This is a genomic window from Kiloniella majae, assembly GCF_002118315.1.
Lineage (GTDB): Bacteria > Pseudomonadota > Alphaproteobacteria > Kiloniellales > Kiloniellaceae > Kiloniella > Kiloniella majae.
The window spans coordinates 1-20,479 of the sequence record NZ_MTSZ01000010.1; the positions used below are offsets into that span (position 1 = coordinate 1).

Sequence of the window (20,479 nt, forward strand, 5' to 3'; positions counted from 1 at the left end):
AGAACAAGTGCATAAAAAAGCCAGCTGCAAAATGCAGCTGGCTATAACCTAAAAAAACGTCAACGTATTTCAGGACGGGTCAAATAATATAGGTAAAGTGCTGATTTAAGAGTGATATACGTTTATCTACGTATATAAAAATTTCTCCGGTCTTTGTATTCTCGTAAAAAATGATAACCAAAGATTTACGAGATGACTCCAAGCCCTACATTAGTCCGGCGGCGGTTGCCAGCCCAAGAGAGATCAAAACAGCGTGTCGAGAGGATCTTGCTTGCTGCATCAACATTGTTGACAACGAGCAGTGTGGACAAACTGACGACGCGTCGTATCTCTGAACTTGCTGACGTCAACATTGCAACGCTTTATCAATTCTTTCCAAACAAAGAGGCCATTATTTTTGCCCTTTATCAAAGATGGCTGAACGAAATGGATGAGGTCTTTGACCGTATGGAGATGAAGCAATCCCGACAGATGGGGTGGCGGGCACTCTTTGGTAAAATCTTCGATGCACTTAATCAGATTCAGACCGAATTGATTGTCAGGGATCGGTTGCTGAAAGCGATGGGCATGAATGAAGATCTAAGACAGTTAGATCTTGATCATAGCATCGTGCTTGCGAAGCGACTAGCGCGGTTAATGGCCAATCAAGGCTCTCATTTATCTGAATATGAGCTACAGGAACACGGGACATTAATTTTCCACTTTGAAAGAGCACTGGTTACGCCCTTGGCAAATGCAAAAGGAAATGATCAAGAGGTTCTTTACAAAAAAGGTAGAGACTTTTTGCTGGAAATGATTTCTCTTGCGTTTCGGTAAATAAGAAAGCGTCCTCAATAAACATGAAAAGGCCGCAGAGTTAATCAAAACTCTGCGGCCTTTTTGTATTACCGATAGATTATTATCTATTAGTCGTATTGGTCAACATCGCGATAAGCGCCTTTGTCGGCAGATGTTGTGAAGTGTGCATATGCTTTAAGGGCAGAGCTGACTTTCCGTTCACGTGGTTTTACAGGCTTCCAGCCATCTTTACCCTTGGCATCCATGGCTTTACGACGCATGTCGAGTTCTTCATCACTAACAAGCACGTTAATTGTCCGGTTAGGGATATCAATTTCTATCGCATCACCAGCTTCAACAAGGCCGATAGCACCGCCTTGTGCTGCTTCTGGTGAGGCGTGACCAATTGACAAGCCGGAAGTACCGCCAGAGAAGCGTCCATCGGTTAGAAGGGCGCAGGCTTTACCAAGTCCCATGGACTTCAGGTAACTGGTTGGGTAAAGCATCTCCTGCATACCCGGGCCGCCTTTGGGGCCTTCGTAACGGATAACGACGACGTCACCGGCAACAACTTCACCACTGAGCACGCCAGCTACGGCAGCATCCTGAGATTCGAAGATACGTGCGCTTCCAGTGAATTTGAGAATAGAGTCGTCAACACCAGCTGTTTTTACAACGCAACCGTCCAGAGCAATGTTCCCGAACAGAACGGCAAGGCCGCCTTCCTGACTAAAGGCATTTTCGCCGCTGTGGATACAACCGTTCGCCCGGTCATCATCCAGAGACGAATAATATCGGTCCTGACTGAAAGCCTCTGTCGTGCGAACACCACCAGGAGCAGCTGAATAGAACTTTTTAACTTCGGGATCATCGGTTTTCATGATGTCCCATTTATCAATAGCATCACCAAGTGTCTTTTCATGAACTGTCGGGCGGTCACGGTGAATCAAACCGCAACGATCAAGTTCGCCCAAGAGCCCCATAATACCGCCGGCACGGTGGACGTCTTCCATATGGTATTTGGTTGTTGATGGCGCGACCTTGGCAAGCTGAGGCACTTTTCTGGAAAGTGCATCGATATCTGACATGGTAAAGTCAACGCCACCTTCTTTTGCCATAGCAAGGATGTGAAGGATTGTATTTGTTGAGCCACCCATGGCAATGTCGAGGACCATGGCGTTTTGATAGGTCTCAAACGTTGCGATACCACGTGGTGTAACGCTTTCGTCACCGTCTTGGTAGTAACGTTTTGTGAGGTCGACGATACGGCGTCCGGCTTCTCTGAAGAGTTCTCCGCGTTTTTTATGAGTGGCAAGCAAGGATCCGTTACCGGGTAGGGAAAGGCCCATTGCCTCACTCAGGCAGTTCATAGAGTTTGCCGTAAACATTCCAGAGCAGGAACCGCAGGTTGGGCAAGCTGATCGTTCAATAGCGGCAACATCTTCGTCACTGACATTTGGATCGGCGGCATCAACCATGGCATCAACAAGATCGAGCTTCCGCTCGGTACCATCGAGAATGATTTTACCAGCTTCCATGGGGCCGCCGGAAATAAAGATTGCCGGTATGTTCAGGCGCATTGCTGCCATGAGCATGCCGGGCGTAATCTTATCGCAGTTGGAAATACAGACGACAGCATCGGCACAGTGCGCGTTACACATATATTCGACGGCATCTGCAATGACTTCACGTGAGGGCAAGCTGTAGAGCATACCGTCGTGTCCCATTGCGATACCATCATCAACGGCAATGGTATTGAACTCTTTTGCTACACCGCCTGATTTTTCAATTTCTTCGGCAACTAAGCCGCCAAGATCTTTCAGGTGGACATGGCCGGGAACAAACTGTGTGAATGAGTTGGCAATGGCGATAATCGGTTTTCCGAAATCATCATCTTTCATACCAGTCGCGCGCCACAGGCCGCGGGCACCTGCCATGTTTCTGCCATGGGTGGAGGTTCTTGAACGATACTCAGGCACAGTAATAATCCTAACGTTACGTCGTGTCTTTAATTAAGTTTCTTGTAAGATAATTAGGTAATCCATTGCCTCACGTCCATGCTTATTTCGCAAAAGAATGAAAAAGTTACCGAATCTAAGGGAAATTAAGAGAATTGAGGGGGGAAACCCAAGCTTACGAACGGTTGTATTTCGATTTATGTCTTATCTTTATACCACGCGGAAGTTCGTCCGGACAAAGTAGCGGCAAGGTCTTGTGTCTGAAAAAGGGAAAGATGGCCATGCCACCAAAAAAACCAATGATGTGCGCCCACCAGGCAACTCCGGACTCGCCAGGTAGAAAGGCTGAAAATATTTGAAAACCGATCCAGAAAATAAGTAAGAGGTATGCGCGAACGAAAATCGGGATCATAAAGATTGGAATAAGGACTTTTGCTTTTGGATATTGCAGTAAGTATGCCCCAAGAATGCCCGAAACAGCGCCACTTGCGCCGACGATTGGCGATTGGGGCGATCCTGTAATCAGAGTTTGTCCGATACCTGCAATCACACCACAGCAGATGAAGAAGGCAAAAAAGCGCCTGTGCCCCATCGCATCTTCGACGTTATCACCAAAAACCCAGAGATAAACCATGTTCCCGGCGAGGTGCATAAAGCTGCCATGGAGGAAGTTATAGGTAACGAGTGTGAATATGGGGGCCACCCAGTCAATGGATTGAGGGCGTTGTGCTACACCCAGGAGTACATCCGGAATTAATCCCAGACCATAGATCATTCGAACCATGAAAGGTTCTGGCGACATTGTCTGGATTAGATAGATAAGACAACAGCAAAGAATGGCAGCTATGGTAACCCACGGTTTGTCGATAAGAAGTCTGGGCAGGTTATCGAATAGGGGAAAGAACATGTTGGTTGCCTATGCCTAATGTCCCCTTGGGACCTAACCGTTCGGATGGATCAGACTGATAGCTCGCAAAAGACCGGGGTGTGATCTGATGGTGATTCTTTGCCCCGAGGTTCTTTATCAATACTACAGCTTGTTAAAATATCAGCCGCCTGTGGTGAAAGCATCATTAGATCGATACGGATCCCGTTGTTATGATCAAAAGCACTCCGTTGATAATCCCAATAGCTATAGACATGGGCTTCTTTGTTGAGCGCGCGCCATGCCTCGGTGTAGCCCAGGTTTTCCATCGCCCGAAAGCGATCTCTTGAACTTGGATGGGTGTGCGCACTGCCGTCAAAGCGTTTGGGGGAAAAGACATCATCGTCTGTTGGGATTAAATTAAAATCACCTGCAAGTACAATGGGCTGTTCCGTTTCCAGCAATTTTTGAGCGTGCGCGTTAAGACGATCCATCCATTTCAGCTTGTAGGGAAATTTGATTTCGTCGGTCAGGTTACTGTTGTTGTTACCATTGGGCAGATATATTGAAGCAACTCTTATGCCAAAGGTAGTTCCTTCGACGTATCTGGCGTGATCATCTTCCAGATCCCCGGGAAGCTCTCTGATGACGTCAGTAATCGGCTCTTTGGATATCAGGGCAACGCCGTTATAGCTTTTTTGTCCAACGACTTCGACATGATAGCCAAGCTCTTCAAACTCCAGATAGGGGAATTTTTCTGAGACTGTTTTGAGTTCCTGTAGCAGAAGAACATCTGGAGAGGCCGTTTTAATCCAATCAAGAACATTTGGAAGTCGTTTGTTGATGGAATTCACATTCCAAGTTGCGATCTTGACCATTGAATGAAGGCTCACACTAGAGATTTGAAAGTTAGGAAGCGGACGCAAGGTTGCGCCCTACTTTTATATGGCACTACATCTTATATGGCAAAAGAAGTGCCGCAGCCACAAGAAGCCGTCGCATTCGGGTTTGTGATACGAAATGATGCGCCCATCAGGTCTTCGACAAAATCAATTTCCGAGCCATTTAGAAGATCCAAAGACATTTCGTCGATCACGGCTTTGGTGCCGTCCTTCTGAAAGGTTTTGTCGTCTTCGTTGACAGAACTGTCAAAAGAGAAACCATATTGGAAACCTGAACAACCGCCGCCAGAGACTGTTATTCGCAACATTAAGTCTGGCTTGCCTTCCTGTTCTGCCAACCAAGCGACCCGCTTTGCTGCGCTGCTTGATAAGGAGATAAAAGGAGTTTGATTGTCTGTTGTCATGTTCTACTCATAACCTGTAAGCCTGAAGTGTTATTAGCATTACACGAGAGGCTTGTTGTTAATCTGACTCTATAGATAGGTTATCGTGTCAGTGAAATCTATTAATTTTTTTAGTTCCTGCTCACTGATTTCCGTTTGAAGGCTGTCGCTTTTTTTATAACCAAGCATTTTTGTATGAAATTTCCCCTTCGTTAAGATCTAAATGCCTCAAATTACTTTACTAAGTCTCTTCGCAGGTTAGTCTTTCCTTATGACGCAAAACGATTCGAAAAAATTATATGCATCTTTTCCTGAAAGCAGTAGGGGGCGCTTGCTTAAAGAACCAGAGAGCAAGACAAGAACCTGTTTTCAGAGGGATCGGGATCGTATTATCCATTCTGTTGCGTTTCGTCGGCTGCAATATAAAACGCAAGTCTTTGTCTATCACGAGGGTGATCATTTTCGAACACGTCTGACCCATTCCCTTGAGGTTGCTCAGATTGCTCGATCTTTGAGCCGGACACTTGGAATAAATGAAGATTTGGCTGAAGGTGTCGCGCTTGCTCACGATCTTGGGCACACCCCTTTTGGACATGCGGGGGAAGATGCCATGCACGATGTCATGGAACCCTTTGGCGGTTTTGACCATAACGAACAGACTTTTCGCATCGTCACGCAGTTGGAACGACGGTATGCTGATTTTAACGGACTTAATCTGACGTGGGAGAGTTTGGAAGGTCTGGCAAAGCACAATGGTCCTGTTGATGGACCAAACAGCCGGGAAGAATATGTACCTGAATCCATGTCAAAATATTGCAAGAATGCAAGGGATTTAGAGCTTACTTCCTTTGCAAGTCTTGAGGCACAGGTCGCTGCCATTGCAGATGATATTGCTTATAATAATCACGATATAGATGATGGTATCAGGGCCGGTTTATTTACTGTTGATGATCTTTTGCCCATTCCGGTGGTCGGTGATATATTCCGCGAAGTTTTGAAGAAATACCCTAATCTGGAAACGGAAAGTCTTGTCCACGAAGCGGTACGTCGACTGGTTGATTATATGATCAGTGATGTTTTGCAGGAAACGCAAACAAGATTACAGAAAGCAAATCCAAAGACAGTTTTTGATATTCGCTGTCAAACTAGGGCAATGGTTGCTTTTTCGGATCAGTTTCGTGTGGCAGAAAAGCAATTACGAGCGTTTTTATTTGAACACATGTATCGCCATGAAAAAGTCAAAGAAATGCGTAAACGTGTAAAGCAGGTTGTGAGAAACCTCTTTTCGCATTATTCAGAGCACCCAGAAGAGCTTCCTGACTATTGGCGTCTTGAAGCTGGTACTAAACTAACAAAGCGTAGCGCAAGATTGATCGCGGACTATATCGCTGGTATGACCGACCGATACGCTTTTGAACAACATAGACAGATTTTTAATCTGGATTTTGAGATAAAATGAACGTTTTCAAAGACCTAAGAAGTAAAGTTGTCGCGCAATTAGAAGATATGGCTGCTGCAGGGGAAATTCCTGCAGGTCTGGACTTTAGCCGAGTAGCTGCTGAACCACCGCGAGACTCTTCTCACGGAGATGCTGCAACCAATGCTGCGATGGTTCTTTCCAAAGTTGCAGGGATGAAACCACGTGATCTTGCTGGCTTGTTGGCAACCCGATTAGAATCTTTGGACGTTATCAAATCTGTAGAGATAGCTGGGCCCGGTTTTATCAATCTGCGTCTGGACGAAAATTTCTGGTTTGAACAGGTTGGGACAATCCTCAAGGCAGGTAAGTCTTATGGTGATTCTGATATGGGGCAGGGAGAAAGAGTAAATGTTGAGTACGTCTCTGCAAACCCGACCGGCCCTTTAACCGTTGGTCACGCACGTGGCGCCGTTGTCGGCGATGCACTAGCAGCTCTTCTTTCAAAAGTGGGCTATGATGTTAGCAAAGAATACTACATTAATGACGCGGGTAATCAGGTCAATGTTCTCGCTAACTCTGCTTTTCTAAGATACCGCGAAGCCCTCGGCGAAGATATCGGAGAAATACCAGAAGGTTTTTATCCCGGCGCATATTTAAAAGATGTTGGTAAAGCACTTGCTGACAGAGATGGTGACAAGTGGCTGGGTACAGAAGAAGCTGTTTGGTTGCCGGATGTTCGTAAGTTTGCCATAGACCAACTACTTGATCTTATTCGCTGTGATCTGGCGGCTCTCGGTGTTGTTATGGATGTCTATTCGTCAGAACGCGCACTTGTTGAAGCGGGTGGGGTCGATGAAGTCATGAAATTCCTGGAAGCAAACGATCTGGTTTATACAGGGGTTCTGGAACCACCAAAAGGCAAGAAACCTGATGACTGGGAAGCTCGTCCACAAACGCTTTTCAAATCAACTGATTTTGGTGACGACGTAGATCGTCCAATCAAAAAATCGGATGGTAGTTGGACTTATTTTGCGGGTGACATGGCATACCACCTTGACAAGTATCGTCGCGGGTTTAACACGATGATCAACGTTTGGGGTGCAGATCACAGCGGTTATATTAAGCGGATGCAGGCGGCTGTTAATGCTATGACCGAGAAAAAAGGCAGCCTTGATGTTAAAGTCTGTCAACTCGTGAAATTGATGCGCGATGGCGAAATTGTGAAAATGTCTAAACGTTCGGGCAATTTCATTACGCTACGTTCAGTGATTGATGAAGTTGGAAAAGATGTTGTTCGCTTTATCATGCTTACGCGAAAGAACGATGCGTCTCTTGATTTCGATTTGGTAAAAGTGCTGGAGCAAAGTAAAGATAATCCCGTTTTTTACGTACAATACGCACATGCCCGTAATTGTTCAGTTCTCAAGCATGCCAAAGACGAATTTCCTTCAATCGATTTGACGAACGAAACTTTAAAAAACTTGGACCTGTCTGTTCTTAACAGTGAAAGCGAACTCAGCCTCATTAAAGCTCTTTGTGCTTGGCCGAGATTGCTTGAAAGTGCAGGGGAAGCGCACGAACCGCATAGAATAGCGTTTTATCTCTATGATTTAGCTTCTGAACTGCACTCATTGTACCACAAAGGAAAGCTCAACACGCGGTTGCGCTTTATTGTGCGTGATGATCAAGAGTTAACACAAGCTCGTATGGCGCTTGTAGAAGCTACAAAAATTGTCATTGCTTCCGGCCTTGAAATGTTTGGAATTGAACCCGCCGAGGAGATGCGCTGATGTCATCAAACTCTTCCGATGATGATCTAAAGGATTTTGAGAAAGTTCGACACAACGAGAGCATGCGCGTATCGACGGATAGAGATGCGCAAGATGTTCATGACGAATTTTCCAATGAAGAATATTGGGAAGACGATCTGGATTTTGATGATGATCCCGGTGCTGGTCTGTTTAAGAAGCTTGTGCCGATAGGTCTGGGCCTGATTGCTGTGGCCGTTGTAGGCGGTGGTATTCTGATTATGCTTGGTGATAACAAGCCAAGTAATAATATTCCCGACGCTATTCCTCTGATTGAGGCTGAAACGACGCCGGAAAAAACCAAGCCGGAATCGCCGGGAGGAATGGTTATCCCGCATCAGGACAAACTCGTTCTTAATAATGATTCCAGCACAAGTGGTACCGCACAGGTTGAAAAGCTGTTGCCGCCACCTGAAATACCGCAACCTCCTAAAACCCCAGAGCCTGAAATTAATAGTTCTGTTGAAGCGACTGCTCAGTCCGCGACAAACGAAGCTCAAACACAGGTAACTGCAACTGAAGAATCTGCACAATCAGTTGCGAAGAAAGTTGAAACAACTGGGGTTGAAGAGCAACCTTTGGCGAGTACAGGTGAGGGGAGTACAATTCCAAAACCACCTGAGCCAAAAGTATCAGAAGTAGAATCTGTTCTTGCACCGAAACCTGAGGCAGAAGTGGCTAAAAAGGTAGAAGCTCCGAAAGCACCAGATCCTGTGGTGTCAGAGCCATCTTCTGCCACGACTACCAAGAAGGTTGAGCCAAAAGTAACAACTCCGGCTGCTGTTCCACAAAAGCCGGTATCTGGTCAATACGTTCTGCAGTTGGCTTCTTTGAAATCCAAAGACGGCGCAATGACTGAATGGAAGAACATGCAGCGCAAGTTGAATGATCTTTTGGGCAGTAAGCAGCCGATTATTGAAAAAGCGTCTATTTCCGGCGTAGGTGTTCGTTATCGACTGCAAACAGGACCTTTTGAAAATAAACAAGCCGCGAGTGATTTTTGCTCAAAGCTGAAAGCAGCCAAACGTGATTGTTTGGTCAAGAAAGTTAAATAAGGTTCGGGAGTGAGGTTGTGGGGGTGAATTCAGTTGTCTTTGGGTGTAAAGGTCATAGCTTAACCGATTGGGAAAAAGGTTTTTTTTCGGAAGTTAAGCCCTATGGTTATATTCTCTTTGCCCGAAACTGTGACACCCCTGGTCAGATAAAGAACCTTATTTCTGAGCTGAAATCGCTTTCTGGAAATGATGATCTGCCTGTTCTGATTGATCAGGAAGGTGGACGTGTTGCCCGATTACGTCCACCTCATTGGCGCAAGACACCACCGGCTGCCATCTTTGGACAGATATTTGATCAAGACCAAGAGAAGGCCCTAAGAGCAACCTATTTAAATGCTTGCTTGATTGCTTATGAGCTCAGAGAGCTCGGTGTAACGGCTGACTGTGCGCCTGTATTGGACCTGACAATACCGGGTGCGCATGAAATTGTTGGGGATCGATCCTATGGGGCTACGCCAGAGAAAGTCGCAACCATAGGAGCAAAGGTTATCGAGGGTTTCTTGCATAGTGGAATAATGCCTGTGGTTAAGCACTTGCCCGGACATGGCCGTGCAACAGTTGATAGCCATAAAGAATTGCCAAGGGTCGATACATCACGGGATGAGCTTTCAAGTCATGATATCAAGGCTTTCAAGCTCTTGAATTCTGCCCCTTGGGGGATGACGGCACATGTTATTTACGAAACGATTGACCCGCAAAATATTGCGACTGTCTCGCCTACGGTGATTGAGCAGGTTATCCGTGATGAGATTGGGTTTGAGGGTATTTTGCTTTCTGACGATCTTTCCATGAAAGCCATGACGGGAACTTATGAAGAGCGCGCAAAGGCTGCACTGTTAGCTGGGTGTGATTTGGCTTTGCATTGTAATGGGGATCAGCAGGAAATGCTGTCCGTTGCCAAAGGGCTGCAGGAAATTGATAGCACTAAGGCGGATCGTTTGGATTTGGCTTGGAAACTACGCCAAGACAACCATATTGAGTGGGATGAAGCACTCAATGAACTTACAGAAATAATCTCTCCTTACTGGTCATAATTACTTTATTGATCATAAGTCATTGGCTCTGAATTTCAGAGCTGTTCGTTTCTAAAACACAGGTTTTTCATTTCATGGATATTAACGAATTTATTTCTAAGGCGACAGTATGGGCTCTACCATTTTTAGTCGCGGTTACTTTTCATGAAGCTGCACACGCCTATGTTGCTCGTATTTTAGGTGACGATACTGCATCAAAATTAGGACGCGTTACTCTCAATCCTCTTAAACATATAGATCCATTTGGAACGATATTGTTACCTGGTATGTTATTATTCATTGGTTCTCCTTATCTTTTGGGGTGGGCCAAACCTGTCCCCGTTGTTTTTGGAAGGTTGAGAAATCCTAAAAGAGATATGGTTTTTGTTGCTCTAGCTGGGCCTGTGTCAAACATCTTAATAGCTTTAGTCGCAGCTTTTTTTCTATCTTTTATGGGGCCTGAGCCAGGAGATATGGGGCGCTGGGTGGCGCAAAACTTGTCTAATGCAATTCTTGTTAATTTGGTACTAGCTGTTTTTAATATGTTGCCTATACCACCGTTAGATGGTGGCCGCGTGTTGACAGGCCTTCTGCCAACCTCATTAGCCATTCCTTTTTCACGTTTGGAGAAGTATGGCATGATTATTCTTATCGGCTTGATTTTTGTTCTTCCGATGATTGGCCGTCAAATTGGTATGGATCTGAATTTAATCAGTTATGTGATAATTAAATCCATTCATGCTATGCTTCCTTTCTTTCAAGCGATTGCAAATCTAAGCATCATTTAGCTGTTTAAGGAAATCAGTGTCAGAAACACTTCCCTTTGAAGAAGACGACAGATCAGAGCAGTCGGAAGGGTTAAAAGCCCTACATCCGCTTGTTCTTGAGCTGGATGGCTTCGAGGGGCCTATTGATATTCTGCTGCAGTTGGCGCGGGATCAAAAGGTTGATCTGACCCAGATATCTATTCTTGAGCTCGCAAATCAGTATATAGATTTTATTCAACAGGCCCATGAATTAAGGCTGGAGCTTGCGGCGGACTATTTGGTCATGGCGGCTTGGCTTGCCTATTTGAAATCAAGGTTACTTCTGCCGGAACCAGAGGGGGAAGAAGAACCCAGCGGCGCAGAGCTTGCTGCCGCACTCAAATTTCAATTGCAGCGTTTGCAGGCGATGCAGGATGCAGGTAAAACCCTGATGTCGCGACCGCAGTTAGGAATTGATTTCTTTGCGCGGGGACTACCGGAAAATACCGGGGTAATCAATAAAACAAGTTATGATGTATCGCTTTTTGACTTGCTAAAATCCTATGCTAACAGTCAGATGCGAACAGAAGAAAAAAGCCTGCTTATAGAACAGATGGAACTTCATTCTGTGGATGAGGCGATCAAGCGATTATCTGCTTTTCTTGGTACTATTCCTGATTGGCAAGACCTCAGTCGGTTTCTGCCTGTTAAGGTGGAGCAAGGCATCCTTGCCAGATCTGCGGTTGTTTCTTTGTTTGCAGCCAGTCTGGAAATGTGCCGGGAGGGGCAAATCGATCTTAAACAGGATGAAGCTTATGGCCCGATCTATATCAAAGATGGCACGATGATACGACTTGGGTAGTGGGAAATAAACCGGGCTTAACTTTGTATATTAGGCTTTATATGAGCTGCATGGGGGAGGCATATGGAAACACGCTTTGATGATCTTCGGCTTTTGGAGGCGCTGCTCTTTGCATCGACTGAACCACTATCTGTTGAACAGCTTGCCAGACACTTCCAGAAAGACAGAGATTTGAAACCCCTTCTGGAGGAGCTGAAATCCTACTATGAAAATCGCGGTGTAAACCTTATCAAAGTTGAAGACAAATGGGCTTTTCGCACTGCGCCTGATATGGCGCCTTTGCTTCGGGTTGAGCAAAACCAATCCAAACAATTGACACGGGCAGGTGTCGAGACGTTGGCAATCATTGCATATCACCAGCCAGTAACAAGAGCAGAAATTGAAGAAATCCGCGGTGTAAGTCTCTCCAAGGGAACGTTGGATACTCTTCTAGAAATTGGGTGGGTCAAACCAAAGGGGCGGCGGCGTACCCCGGGGCGCCCTGTTACCTGGGCAACCAGTCAGTCTTTTCTCGATAATTTTGCTTTGGAAAGCCTGGATGATCTACCCGGTTTTGATGAACTGAAAATTGCCGGACTGCTTGACGCAAGGCCGGCAATTACGGCCCTTGGCGATCATGGTGATTTATTATCGGTATCCGGTGATGGTGTCGATCTGGAAACAGGCGACGAAGAAGACAGCGATGATCGACTGAGCAGTGAGTTTGGCGAAGATTTAGCCGATGAAGAAAGCGAACAATCTTCACTTCCTGTTTAAATATTACCTGTAAAAGAAAGAAATCAATCAACTTACTGCGACATTTTGGATTAAGGTGTCAGTTGATATTGATTTTTAACTGCAGTTCTGCGAGGTTGCTGCAAAGATTGTATGTAAATTTAGACGGTTACTAAATGTCGGCCCTCTGTTTAGAGAATGTTAGCCATAACTTTGGCACCCTGTCAGCAGTGAACAATGTTAATCTGGCGATTGATGCTGGCGAGTTCGTGTGCCTGTTGGGACCGTCTGGATGTGGCAAGACCACAATTCTGCGATTGGCTGCGGGGCTGGAGCCTTTACAGGCTGGAAAAATCACAATGGGTGAAACCGTTGTTGCCAATGATAAGGCTGATTTACCGCCTGAAAAAAGAAGTGTCGGACTGGTCTTTCAGGATTATGCGCTTTTTCCGCATTTAGATGTCTCAAAAAATATTGAATTTGGCCTAAAACATCTGCCTGCCAAGGATCGAAAAGAACGCGTACGAGAGACCTTGTCACAGGTTGGCATGGCGGATTATTTGCATTCCTATCCGCATACACTGTCTGGTGGACAGCAGCAGCGGGTTGCTTTAGCCAGGGCCATCGCACCTCGCCCAAAACTGGTTTTATTAGACGAGCCTTTTTCCGGCTTGGATGTCAGGCTTAGAAATCAGGTTCGAGAGGAAACACTCAGGGTTCTCAAGGAAAATAACATTGCGACTTTAATGGTGACCCATGACCCGGAAGAGGCGATGTTTATGGGGGACCGTGTTGCCATTATGAATAAGGGACAGATTATCCAGTTTGCCCCCCCTAATGAACTTTATAGCAATCCGGAAAACGCCTTTGTTGCGCACTTCTTTGGTGAAGTGAATGAGTTTAAAGGTATTTGTAATGACGGACACGTTGCCACACCTTTTGGTGCGATTGAAGTCCCCAACCTGCGTCATGGAACTGCCGTAGATGTACTGGTGCGACATGAAGGGATTGTTCTGGGTGAAAAAGTGAATGGTACAGGGGTTGAGGCCAGTGTTCTCAAATCGCGCATGCTTGGAAAATCTAACCTTGTAGATTTCAAAATTTCCAATGGGTTAGCAGATGATCTTTATGTGAAGGCCCGTCTCGATAGCCATACGATCCCCGTTGCCGGAAATGACTGTGTTCTTGAGTTGGACAAACGCCTGACCTTCGTCTTTTCTGCAAAGACACCTGACTGAAAATCGCCAAACAAATTACCAGACAAGCAAAACACTCTGTGCTCTAACGTATGAATCGTTGCTTGCGCCTTTTCTTTTTGCCATAGTCCCTTACAGATTAAAGGTAATTGTCTCTAAGGAGAGAGTAATGGGTGCGTTCAGCATTTGGCATTGGCTGATTGTTTTAGTTGTTGTTTTGGTTCTCTTTGGTGGGGGCGGAAAGCTCAGCAAACTTATGGGCGATGCGGGTTCAGGCATTAAAGCCTTTAAAAAGGGCCTCAAAGAAGAAAATAAAGACACAGCTGCTTCTGATCAGGAAGAAAGCAAAACAATCTCTGAAGACAAAGATAAAGCATAAGTCAGTCTTATTCCGGACTGTTTTTATTTGTGTTCGGGTGTGTTCAGGGATCAGTAATTCCTAGGGAGCAGTAGCCAATGTTCGACATCGGTTGGTCGGAAATGATGGTCGTTGCAGTTCTTACCCTTTTGATAATGGGGCCTAAAGAGCTGCCGAATACCCTTCGTACCGTTTCTAAATGGGTACGTAAGGCTAAGGGGCTTGCCCGGGAATTCCAATCCGGTGTTGATGAAGTTATTCGCGAGTCTGATCTTCAGGATGCGAGAAAAGCGCTGGAAGGGGCCAATAGCGAATCAATCCGTAAGACGGTTGAAGATGTTATTGATCCCACGCAGGCGTTGACCAAAACTTCACAGGAAGTCAAAGATGGTGTCGAAGCGATAACAAAAGAAGACAAAGAAGATCATAATCCCTTTGCTTCTGTCCAAAAGCCGCTTGCTGATACATCTTCCTCTTCGGCCGAACCTGTGAAAACTTCAGAGACAGTAAAGCCTGAGACAGTTCAGGTCGATAATACAACTTCTTCAAAAAGCAGCTAAGCAGTGAGTGATACAACCGAAGAACAGAAGATGCCGTTACTAGAGCATCTGATTGAACTTAGAAGGCGATTGTTGTGGAGTGTTGTCACTCTGTTGGTCGCTTTTTTGGCCTGTTTCGCTTTTGCTGAACAGCTTTTTGAATATCTTGCAGCCCCTTTGGCAGAAGTGATGCGGGAAAATTCGGTCAGTGAACGTCAGCAAAGGCTGATTTTTACCGATCTTACCGAAGTCTTTTTCACCTATGTGAAAGTCGCATTTTTCTTCGGGGCTTTTATTAGCTGCCCAATCTTTTTGTCTCAAATCTGGTTGTTTGTTGCACCGGGGCTTTACAAAAATGAGAAATCTGCCTTTGCGCCGTTTCTAATTGCATCGCCAATCCTGTTTTTTGTCGGTGGGGCGTTGGTATATTTCGTTATCTTCCCACTTGCGGCAGAGTTCTTCCTCGCGTTTCAAGTCGAAGGTACTGAAAATTCAATCGCAATTGAATTGGAAGCCAAGGTTAATGAGTACTTCTCATTAATGATGAAGTTGATTTTTGCCTTTGGTCTTTGCTTTCAGCTGCCTGTCTTGATGACCCTTTTGGCTAAAGTCGGTATTGCATCGTCCAAGGGGATGGCTGAAAAGCGTAAATATGCAATTGTTGGCGTTTTTATCGTCGCCGCTATCTTTACGCCACCTGATCCTTTGAGCCAGTTGGCATTGGCTATTCCGATTGTACTTCTGTACGAAGTCTCGATCCTTATGGCAAAAATGGTGGAACGCAAACGCGCCGAGGAAGAAGATGCTGAATCGACGGACGTTACATCTGATTAAGATGAGTTCGTTAGGCAGTAGACTGCCGAAACCTTTTTAAGGCCTTTAGCAGCGAGATTTTGCTTATTTCAGAGTTAAGTATACCCTGTTGATAAGTACATCCGTTTTAATTGAATTTTGTCTCTCTCAGTACAAGGACAGAGATACCTATGTATGACCTAAAGTTAATCCGCGAAACCCCTGAAGTTTTTGACGAGGGGCTTAAGCGCCGTAATATGGACCCAATGTCTGCCCAAATTCTGGATCTGGACAAACAGCATCGCGCGTTACAGGCAGAGCTGCAGGAAATGCAAGCACGCCGTAACGAAGCATCGAAACAGATTGGTATTGCCAAACGTAATGGCGAAGATGCGTCGGACCTAATGGCAGAGGTTGCGGGTATCAAAGAAGGTATGTCTGCAAAAGAAACAGCCGAATCAGATCTTGGTAACCAGATTAAAACGATCCTGGCTGGTATTCCCAATCGTCCAAAAGATGATGTTCCTGTTGGTGAAGACGAAGACGATAATGTCCTTGTGCGTACCGTTGGTGACAAACCTGAACTGGTTTTTGAGGCAAAGCAACACTTTGAGCTGGGCGAAGAGCTCGGTGAAATGGATTTTGAACTTGCGGCAAAGCTGTCCGGATCCAGATTTGTTGTGCTTAAGGGAAGTGTTGCGCGTCTTTACCGTGCCTTGTCACAGTTCATGATTGATATGCACATTGATGAACACGGCTATACGGAAGTGATCCCACCCGTTCTCGTGCGTGATCATGTGATGTTTGGTACGGGACAATTACCAAAATTTGCTGAAGATTCTTTCAAGACAGAAGAAGGTTTTTGGCTTATTCCAACCGCTGAGGTGCCTTTGACGAACACGGTTGCTGGCGAAATCCTCAAGGAGGACGAGTTACCAAAGCGCATGACCGCTTTGACGCCTTGTTTCCGTTCCGAGGCTGGCTCTGCCGGTCGTGATACCCGTGGTATGCTGCGCCAACACCAGTTTGATAAGGTAGAAATGGTTTCCGTTGTTCATCCGGACAAATCCGATGACGAACTGGAACGGATGACAAGCTGTGCAGAAGATGTTTTGAAGAAACTGGGACTGCATTATCGGGTTGTTGTTCTTTGCACTGGCGACATGGGGTTTGGTGCACGTAAGACCTATGATATCGAGGTCTGGTTACCAGGTCAGGATGCGTACCGTGAAATTTCCAGCTGCTCTACCTGTGGTGATTTTCAGGCACGTCGGATGAACGGGCGTTTCAGATCTACTGAAACGAAAAAGCCTGCGTTCGTACATACATTGAATGGATCTGGCGTTGCAGTTGGGCGTTGCCTTATTGCGGTTATGGAGAATTACCAGCAAGCTGATGGTTCCATTACTGTTCCTGAGGTTCTTAGACCATACATGGGGGGCAAAGAAAGTATCCTCCTGAATGACTAAGACCATACAGAGCCTTGCCAATGCGCGGATACTGTTGTCAAACGATGACGGTATCCACGCCAAAGGATTATCTGTTCTAGAAGAAATCGCCCGCCAATTGTCCGATGATGTCTGGATTGTTGCGCCGGAATCTGAACAATCAGCTACCAGCCATTCTCTGACGTTGCGACGCCCTTTGCGCGAACGCAAGCTTGATGAACAACGCTATTCTATTGATGGTACACCGACCGACTGTGTCCTGATGGCTATGAAGTATCTGATGGCCGATCAAGTACCTAATATTGTTTTGTCCGGCGTAAATGTCGGGGCAAATCTAGGTGAAGATGTCATCTATTCGGGTACAGTAGCTGCGGCCATGGAAGGGGCAATTCTTGGGGCGCGGTCGATTGCTCTTAGCCTAAGACCTGATGATCAGGATGAAAGTCTTTTTCATTGGGATACGGTTGCCAAGTTTGCGCCTGAAGTTATCACAAGACTTGCAGCGTGGGCTGAGCCCGGAAATTTATTGTTCAATGTGAACTTTCCGGGAATTTCGGCTGACAAGGTAAAAGGTATCAAGGTCTGTGCTCAAGGGCATCGTGACGAAGGCACAACGGTCGTGGAAGGAAATGACCCCAGTGGCCGCCCTTATTTGTGGGTTGGACAGTTTGTCAGTCATCATACTTCGGTTCCCAATGCGGATCTTACAGCTATAGCCGAAGGGTATATTACGATCACACCCTTAAAGTATGATCTGACCGATAAAAATCTCTTGGCGAAAATGGGATCTTTGTTCCCATGAGTCTGGAAGCACGCAAAATCAGACTTATAATGGAACTAAGGCGCGGCGGTATTTCAGATACGGGCGTTCTTTCCGCGATTGAACGTATTCCAAGAGAAACCTTTGTGCCGGGACCTTTTCAGGATCAATCCTATGAGAACATGGCGCTTCCCATTGGCAGGGGACAAACCCTAAGCCAACCCCAGGTCGTTGCCATGATGACACAGGCTCTTTCTGTTACGAAACGAATGAAGGTTCTTGAGGTTGGTACAGGATCCGGATATCAGGCTTCGATTCTGTCGCGCCTATGCCGGCGCGTCTATACGATTGAGCGCTATCGGGAGCTCTTGGGTGAGGCGGAAGAACGCTTTACCAATTTACGACTTCACAATGTGACCACAAAGCTGGGGGATGGTTACAAAGGTTGGAAAGAGCAAGCACCGTTTGAGCGCATAATTATCACAGCTGCACCAAAGGAAATTCCCGAAGCTCTGCTTGAGCAACTGGCAATTGGTGGTATTCTGGTTTTACCATTGGGTTCACAGGGTAATAATCAGGAGTTGATAAGAATTACGCGGACTGAAAACGGGTTTGATCATGAAAACCTTGGGGGGGTGCGGTTTGTGCCTCTTGTTCACGGGATGCCAAAAGATAGCTGATTGACTTTGGCGGTTTGTAGTACAGGAATACGCTCGTAACTAATTTGATGTTTAATCGGACCAGCTTACCAACTTTAAAACTAGGATTTATACTGTTAAGCGCAGGGCTGTACGGGTGCACGATTAATCCATCGTCCTTTCCGACAACCCCACAAAAAACGACGACCACTCAAACGGTTTATAATTATCCGCCGTCTATCCTGCCAAAGCGAAAGCCAACACCGCCTCCGCGCCCTTCAAATACGGGGCAGGCAACTGGTCGGGTTGCTGGAGTCTCAATTCCGGCGTTGCTTCCTGAAAATATTCCGTTGCCAAAAAGAAATCCAAGAAGACAGGTTCGGCAAAGTAGCTCTGCGACGGTTATCCCAAAACAAGCGAGAACAACTGTGCAGCCTTTGAATAATCAGGCACAGATTTCAACAACTCAATATACCGTAAACCGTGGGGATACTGTCTACTCCATCTCCCGAAAAAGACGTGTGTCTATTCGCGAACTTATTATCCTGAACAGGCTTTCTCCACCCTATAAACTATTGGTTGGGCAGGTTATCAAATTGCCGGTTTCGAAAGAACATGTGGTGATTGCCGGGGATACACTCTATAGCATATCCCGCCGTTATGGTGTTGAAACCACGGCATTGGTAAGGCTGAATAAAATTAATCCCCCCTATGCGCTGTATATTGGTCAGCGTCTGAATTTGCCTGCGATAAGACAGAATAACGTCGTACGTTCGGCAAGTGTTTCACCTTCGGCGACCGTGCCGAAGGTTGATGCCGCAAATGTTCAGAAATCGCCAACTAAAACACCTGTTCGTAGTGTTATTCCAGCCAGTCCAAAGAACTTTACAGGTCCCGTTCCTAAACCTTTACCGCGTTCTTTCAGTAATTTCTTACGTCCGGTTAAGGGGAAAGTGATTTCTTCCTTTGGTGCCAAAGAAGGCGGGATACACAATGACGGTATTAACATTGCCGCGCGCAGGGGAACGCCTGTGAAAGCTGCTGAGAACGGTGTTGTTGTTTATGCGGGGAGCGAATTAAAAGGCTTTGGGCAGATGCTCTTGATTAAACATTCTGATGGTTGGGTGACAGCTTATGCGCATACTGATCAACTATTGGTCGGGCGTGGTCAGCGTGTGAAGAGGGGACAGGATATTGCCAAGGTTGGCAGTACAGGAAATGTTTCCAAACCTCAGCTTCATTTTGAAATCCGCAAAGGTTCTGAAGCCGTTAATCCAAAAAAACTACTGACAAACTAGCTTGTCAGTAGTTTCTAAGTAACCATTAGTAAAGAGCGGCATCTGTGATGCTTATTGAATCTTGATGGACATCCGTCCGGCCAGATCCTGTATGAACTGCCAGGCAACACGGCCAGAGCGAGAGCCACGGGTAACAGACCATTCACGGGCTTCGGCATGTAGTGCATCACGATCAATCTTAATGCCATACTTCTCCACATAGCCTTCGATCATCGCAAAGAAGGTGTCTTGATCACAATTATGGAACCCGAGCCATAAACCGAAACGATCAGACAGACTGACATTCTCTTCTGTGGCTTCGGAAGTATGTATTGCTGATGATCTTTCATTCTCAATCATATCTCGCGCCATCAAGTGACGACGGTTTGACGTTGCGTAGAAGAGTACGTTTTTCGGGCGACCTTCTATGCCGCCTTCAAGAACAGCTTTGAGTGACTTGTAGGTATCGTCCTGACTATCAAAGCTCAAATCATCGCAAAAGAGAATGCAAGGACGTTCTGACGTTTTTAAAATCTTCAAAAGCCTTGGCAGGGAAGGGATATCTTCGCGATGAATTTCTACAAGTGTTACTTTTTTGAAATTATTCTTTTCCGCTAATGAGTTCACCTTGTCATGGACCGATTTGACGATTGAACTTTTCCCGGTTCCTCTCGCGCCCCACAGCAAAGCGTTATTTGCCGGATACCCCTCTACAAAACGCAGAGTATTGTTCAAAAGAGATTCTCTTTGGCGGTCAATTCCTTTGAGAAGGTCAAAATCAATCCGATTCACTTCTTCAACGGCTTCTAAAATATCAGGATCTGTCTGCCATACATAGGCATCTGCCAGGGAAAGATCCGGTAGACTTTGTGGCTGTGGTGATAGTTTCTCCAGTGCTGAAGCAATACGTTCCAATACAGGGTATAAGTCTTTAGAATCAGTCATTTATATAGCTCCGGCACAAAGCC

Annotated in this window: 21 protein-coding genes; 16 read left to right on the forward strand and 5 right to left on the reverse strand. The window is 45.9% G+C overall.

All coding sequences use genetic code 11. From position 1 onward, the window contains the following. The first annotated feature begins 192 nt into the window (after nucleotides 1-192). On the forward strand, nucleotides 193-816 hold the full coding sequence (locus BKB51_RS19060; protein ID WP_085902717.1) for a TetR/AcrR family transcriptional regulator: 624 nt from the start codon (nucleotides 193-195) through the stop codon (nucleotides 814-816). 89 nt (nucleotides 817-905) lie between these two features. Here BKB51_RS19060 and ilvD read toward each other — a convergent pair whose 3' ends face one another. The 4 genes from ilvD to erpA form a co-directional block, all read right to left on the reverse strand. Next, nucleotides 906-2,756, reverse strand: coding sequence for a dihydroxy-acid dehydratase (gene ilvD / locus BKB51_RS19065; RefSeq protein ID WP_085902718.1), 1,851 nt, complete (start codon nucleotides 2,754-2,756; stop codon nucleotides 906-908). Between the two features lie 154 nt (nucleotides 2,757-2,910). Beyond that, complete coding sequence (locus BKB51_RS19070) at nucleotides 2,911-3,642, reverse strand: rhomboid family intramembrane serine protease (protein WP_085902719.1); 732 nt, start codon at nucleotides 3,640-3,642, stop codon at nucleotides 2,911-2,913. Nucleotides 3,643-3,692: 50 nt separating this feature from the next. Beyond that, nucleotides 3,693-4,478 carry an exodeoxyribonuclease III gene (xth, locus tag BKB51_RS19075; RefSeq protein ID WP_085902720.1) on the reverse strand — a complete coding sequence of 262 codons (786 nt, stop codon included), beginning with the start codon at nucleotides 4,476-4,478 and terminating at the stop codon, nucleotides 3,693-3,695. 80 nt (nucleotides 4,479-4,558) lie between these two features. Further along, nucleotides 4,559-4,906: an iron-sulfur cluster insertion protein ErpA gene (gene erpA / locus BKB51_RS19080; protein ID WP_085902721.1), complete on the reverse strand. Its 348-nt coding sequence runs from the start codon at nucleotides 4,904-4,906 to the stop codon at nucleotides 4,559-4,561. 250 nt (nucleotides 4,907-5,156) lie between these two features. On the opposite strand from erpA, the gene BKB51_RS19085 reads away from it, so the two are divergent. The 15 genes from BKB51_RS19085 (at nucleotide 5,157) to BKB51_RS19155 (ending at nucleotide 19,532) form a co-directional block, all read left to right on the forward strand. Beyond that, nucleotides 5,157-6,344 (forward strand): deoxyguanosinetriphosphate triphosphohydrolase, encoded by a 1,188-nt coding sequence (locus BKB51_RS19085; protein WP_085902722.1) that lies wholly within the window; start codon nucleotides 5,157-5,159, stop codon nucleotides 6,342-6,344. Continuing rightward, entirely contained in the window at nucleotides 6,341-8,095 is a 1,755-nt protein-coding gene (argS, locus tag BKB51_RS19090) for an arginine--tRNA ligase (RefSeq protein ID WP_085902723.1), read from the forward strand. The genes BKB51_RS19085 and argS overlap by 4 nt, the downstream gene beginning before the upstream one ends. After that, a complete protein-coding gene (locus tag BKB51_RS19095) occupies nucleotides 8,095-9,168 on the forward strand; it encodes an SPOR domain-containing protein (protein ID WP_085902724.1) in 1,074 nt (357 codons plus the stop codon). The genes argS and BKB51_RS19095 overlap by 1 nt, the downstream gene beginning before the upstream one ends. A gap of 17 nt (nucleotides 9,169-9,185) precedes the next feature. After that, nucleotides 9,186-10,202 carry a beta-N-acetylhexosaminidase gene (nagZ, locus tag BKB51_RS19100; protein ID WP_085902725.1) on the forward strand — a complete coding sequence of 339 codons (1,017 nt, stop codon included), beginning with the start codon at nucleotides 9,186-9,188 and terminating at the stop codon, nucleotides 10,200-10,202. A 74-nt stretch (nucleotides 10,203-10,276) separates the two neighbouring features. Further along, a complete protein-coding gene (locus tag BKB51_RS19105) occupies nucleotides 10,277-10,969 on the forward strand; it encodes a site-2 protease family protein (RefSeq protein WP_085902726.1) in 693 nt (230 codons plus the stop codon). 16 nt (nucleotides 10,970-10,985) lie between these two features. After that, entirely contained in the window at nucleotides 10,986-11,789 is an 804-nt protein-coding gene (locus BKB51_RS19110) for a segregation and condensation protein A (RefSeq protein WP_085902727.1), read from the forward strand. A gap of 63 nt (nucleotides 11,790-11,852) precedes the next feature. Next, nucleotides 11,853-12,545 carry an SMC-Scp complex subunit ScpB gene (gene scpB / locus BKB51_RS19115; RefSeq protein WP_085902728.1) on the forward strand — a complete coding sequence of 231 codons (693 nt, stop codon included), beginning with the start codon at nucleotides 11,853-11,855 and terminating at the stop codon, nucleotides 12,543-12,545. A gap of 134 nt (nucleotides 12,546-12,679) precedes the next feature. Further along, nucleotides 12,680-13,741, forward strand: a complete 1,062-nt coding sequence (locus tag BKB51_RS19120) for an ABC transporter ATP-binding protein (RefSeq protein WP_085902729.1) — start codon at nucleotides 12,680-12,682, stop codon at nucleotides 13,739-13,741. A 127-nt stretch (nucleotides 13,742-13,868) separates the two neighbouring features. Continuing rightward, on the forward strand, nucleotides 13,869-14,078 hold the full coding sequence (locus BKB51_RS19125; protein ID WP_046505231.1) for a twin-arginine translocase TatA/TatE family subunit: 210 nt from the start codon (nucleotides 13,869-13,871) through the stop codon (nucleotides 14,076-14,078). 77 nt (nucleotides 14,079-14,155) lie between these two features. Then, nucleotides 14,156-14,617: a Sec-independent protein translocase protein TatB gene (gene tatB / locus BKB51_RS19130; RefSeq protein WP_085902730.1), complete on the forward strand. Its 462-nt coding sequence runs from the start codon at nucleotides 14,156-14,158 to the stop codon at nucleotides 14,615-14,617. A gap of 3 nt (nucleotides 14,618-14,620) precedes the next feature. Then, the gene (gene tatC / locus BKB51_RS19135) at nucleotides 14,621-15,430 is read left to right on the forward strand and encodes a twin-arginine translocase subunit TatC (protein WP_085902731.1); all 810 of its coding nucleotides are present in this window, start codon (nucleotides 14,621-14,623) and stop codon (nucleotides 15,428-15,430) included. Nucleotides 15,431-15,579: 149 nt separating this feature from the next. Then, complete coding sequence (gene serS / locus BKB51_RS19140; protein ID WP_085902732.1) at nucleotides 15,580-16,857, forward strand: serine--tRNA ligase; 1,278 nt, start codon at nucleotides 15,580-15,582, stop codon at nucleotides 16,855-16,857. After that, nucleotides 16,850-17,638 carry a 5'/3'-nucleotidase SurE gene (gene surE / locus BKB51_RS19145; protein WP_085902733.1) on the forward strand — a complete coding sequence of 263 codons (789 nt, stop codon included), beginning with the start codon at nucleotides 16,850-16,852 and terminating at the stop codon, nucleotides 17,636-17,638. The genes serS and surE overlap by 8 nt, the downstream gene beginning before the upstream one ends. After that, complete coding sequence (locus BKB51_RS19150; RefSeq protein ID WP_085902734.1) at nucleotides 17,635-18,276, forward strand: protein-L-isoaspartate(D-aspartate) O-methyltransferase; 642 nt, start codon at nucleotides 17,635-17,637, stop codon at nucleotides 18,274-18,276. Before surE ends, BKB51_RS19150 begins: the two co-directional genes overlap by 4 nt. A 47-nt stretch (nucleotides 18,277-18,323) precedes the next feature. Then, the gene (locus BKB51_RS19155; protein ID WP_085902735.1) at nucleotides 18,324-19,532 is read left to right on the forward strand and encodes a M23 family metallopeptidase; all 1,209 of its coding nucleotides are present in this window, start codon (nucleotides 18,324-18,326) and stop codon (nucleotides 19,530-19,532) included. A 51-nt stretch (nucleotides 19,533-19,583) separates the two neighbouring features. Here BKB51_RS19155 and BKB51_RS19160 read toward each other — a convergent pair whose 3' ends face one another. Further along, complete coding sequence (locus BKB51_RS19160; RefSeq protein ID WP_085902736.1) at nucleotides 19,584-20,456, reverse strand: ATP-binding protein; 873 nt, start codon at nucleotides 20,454-20,456, stop codon at nucleotides 19,584-19,586. Nucleotides 20,457-20,479: the final 23 nt, after the last annotated feature.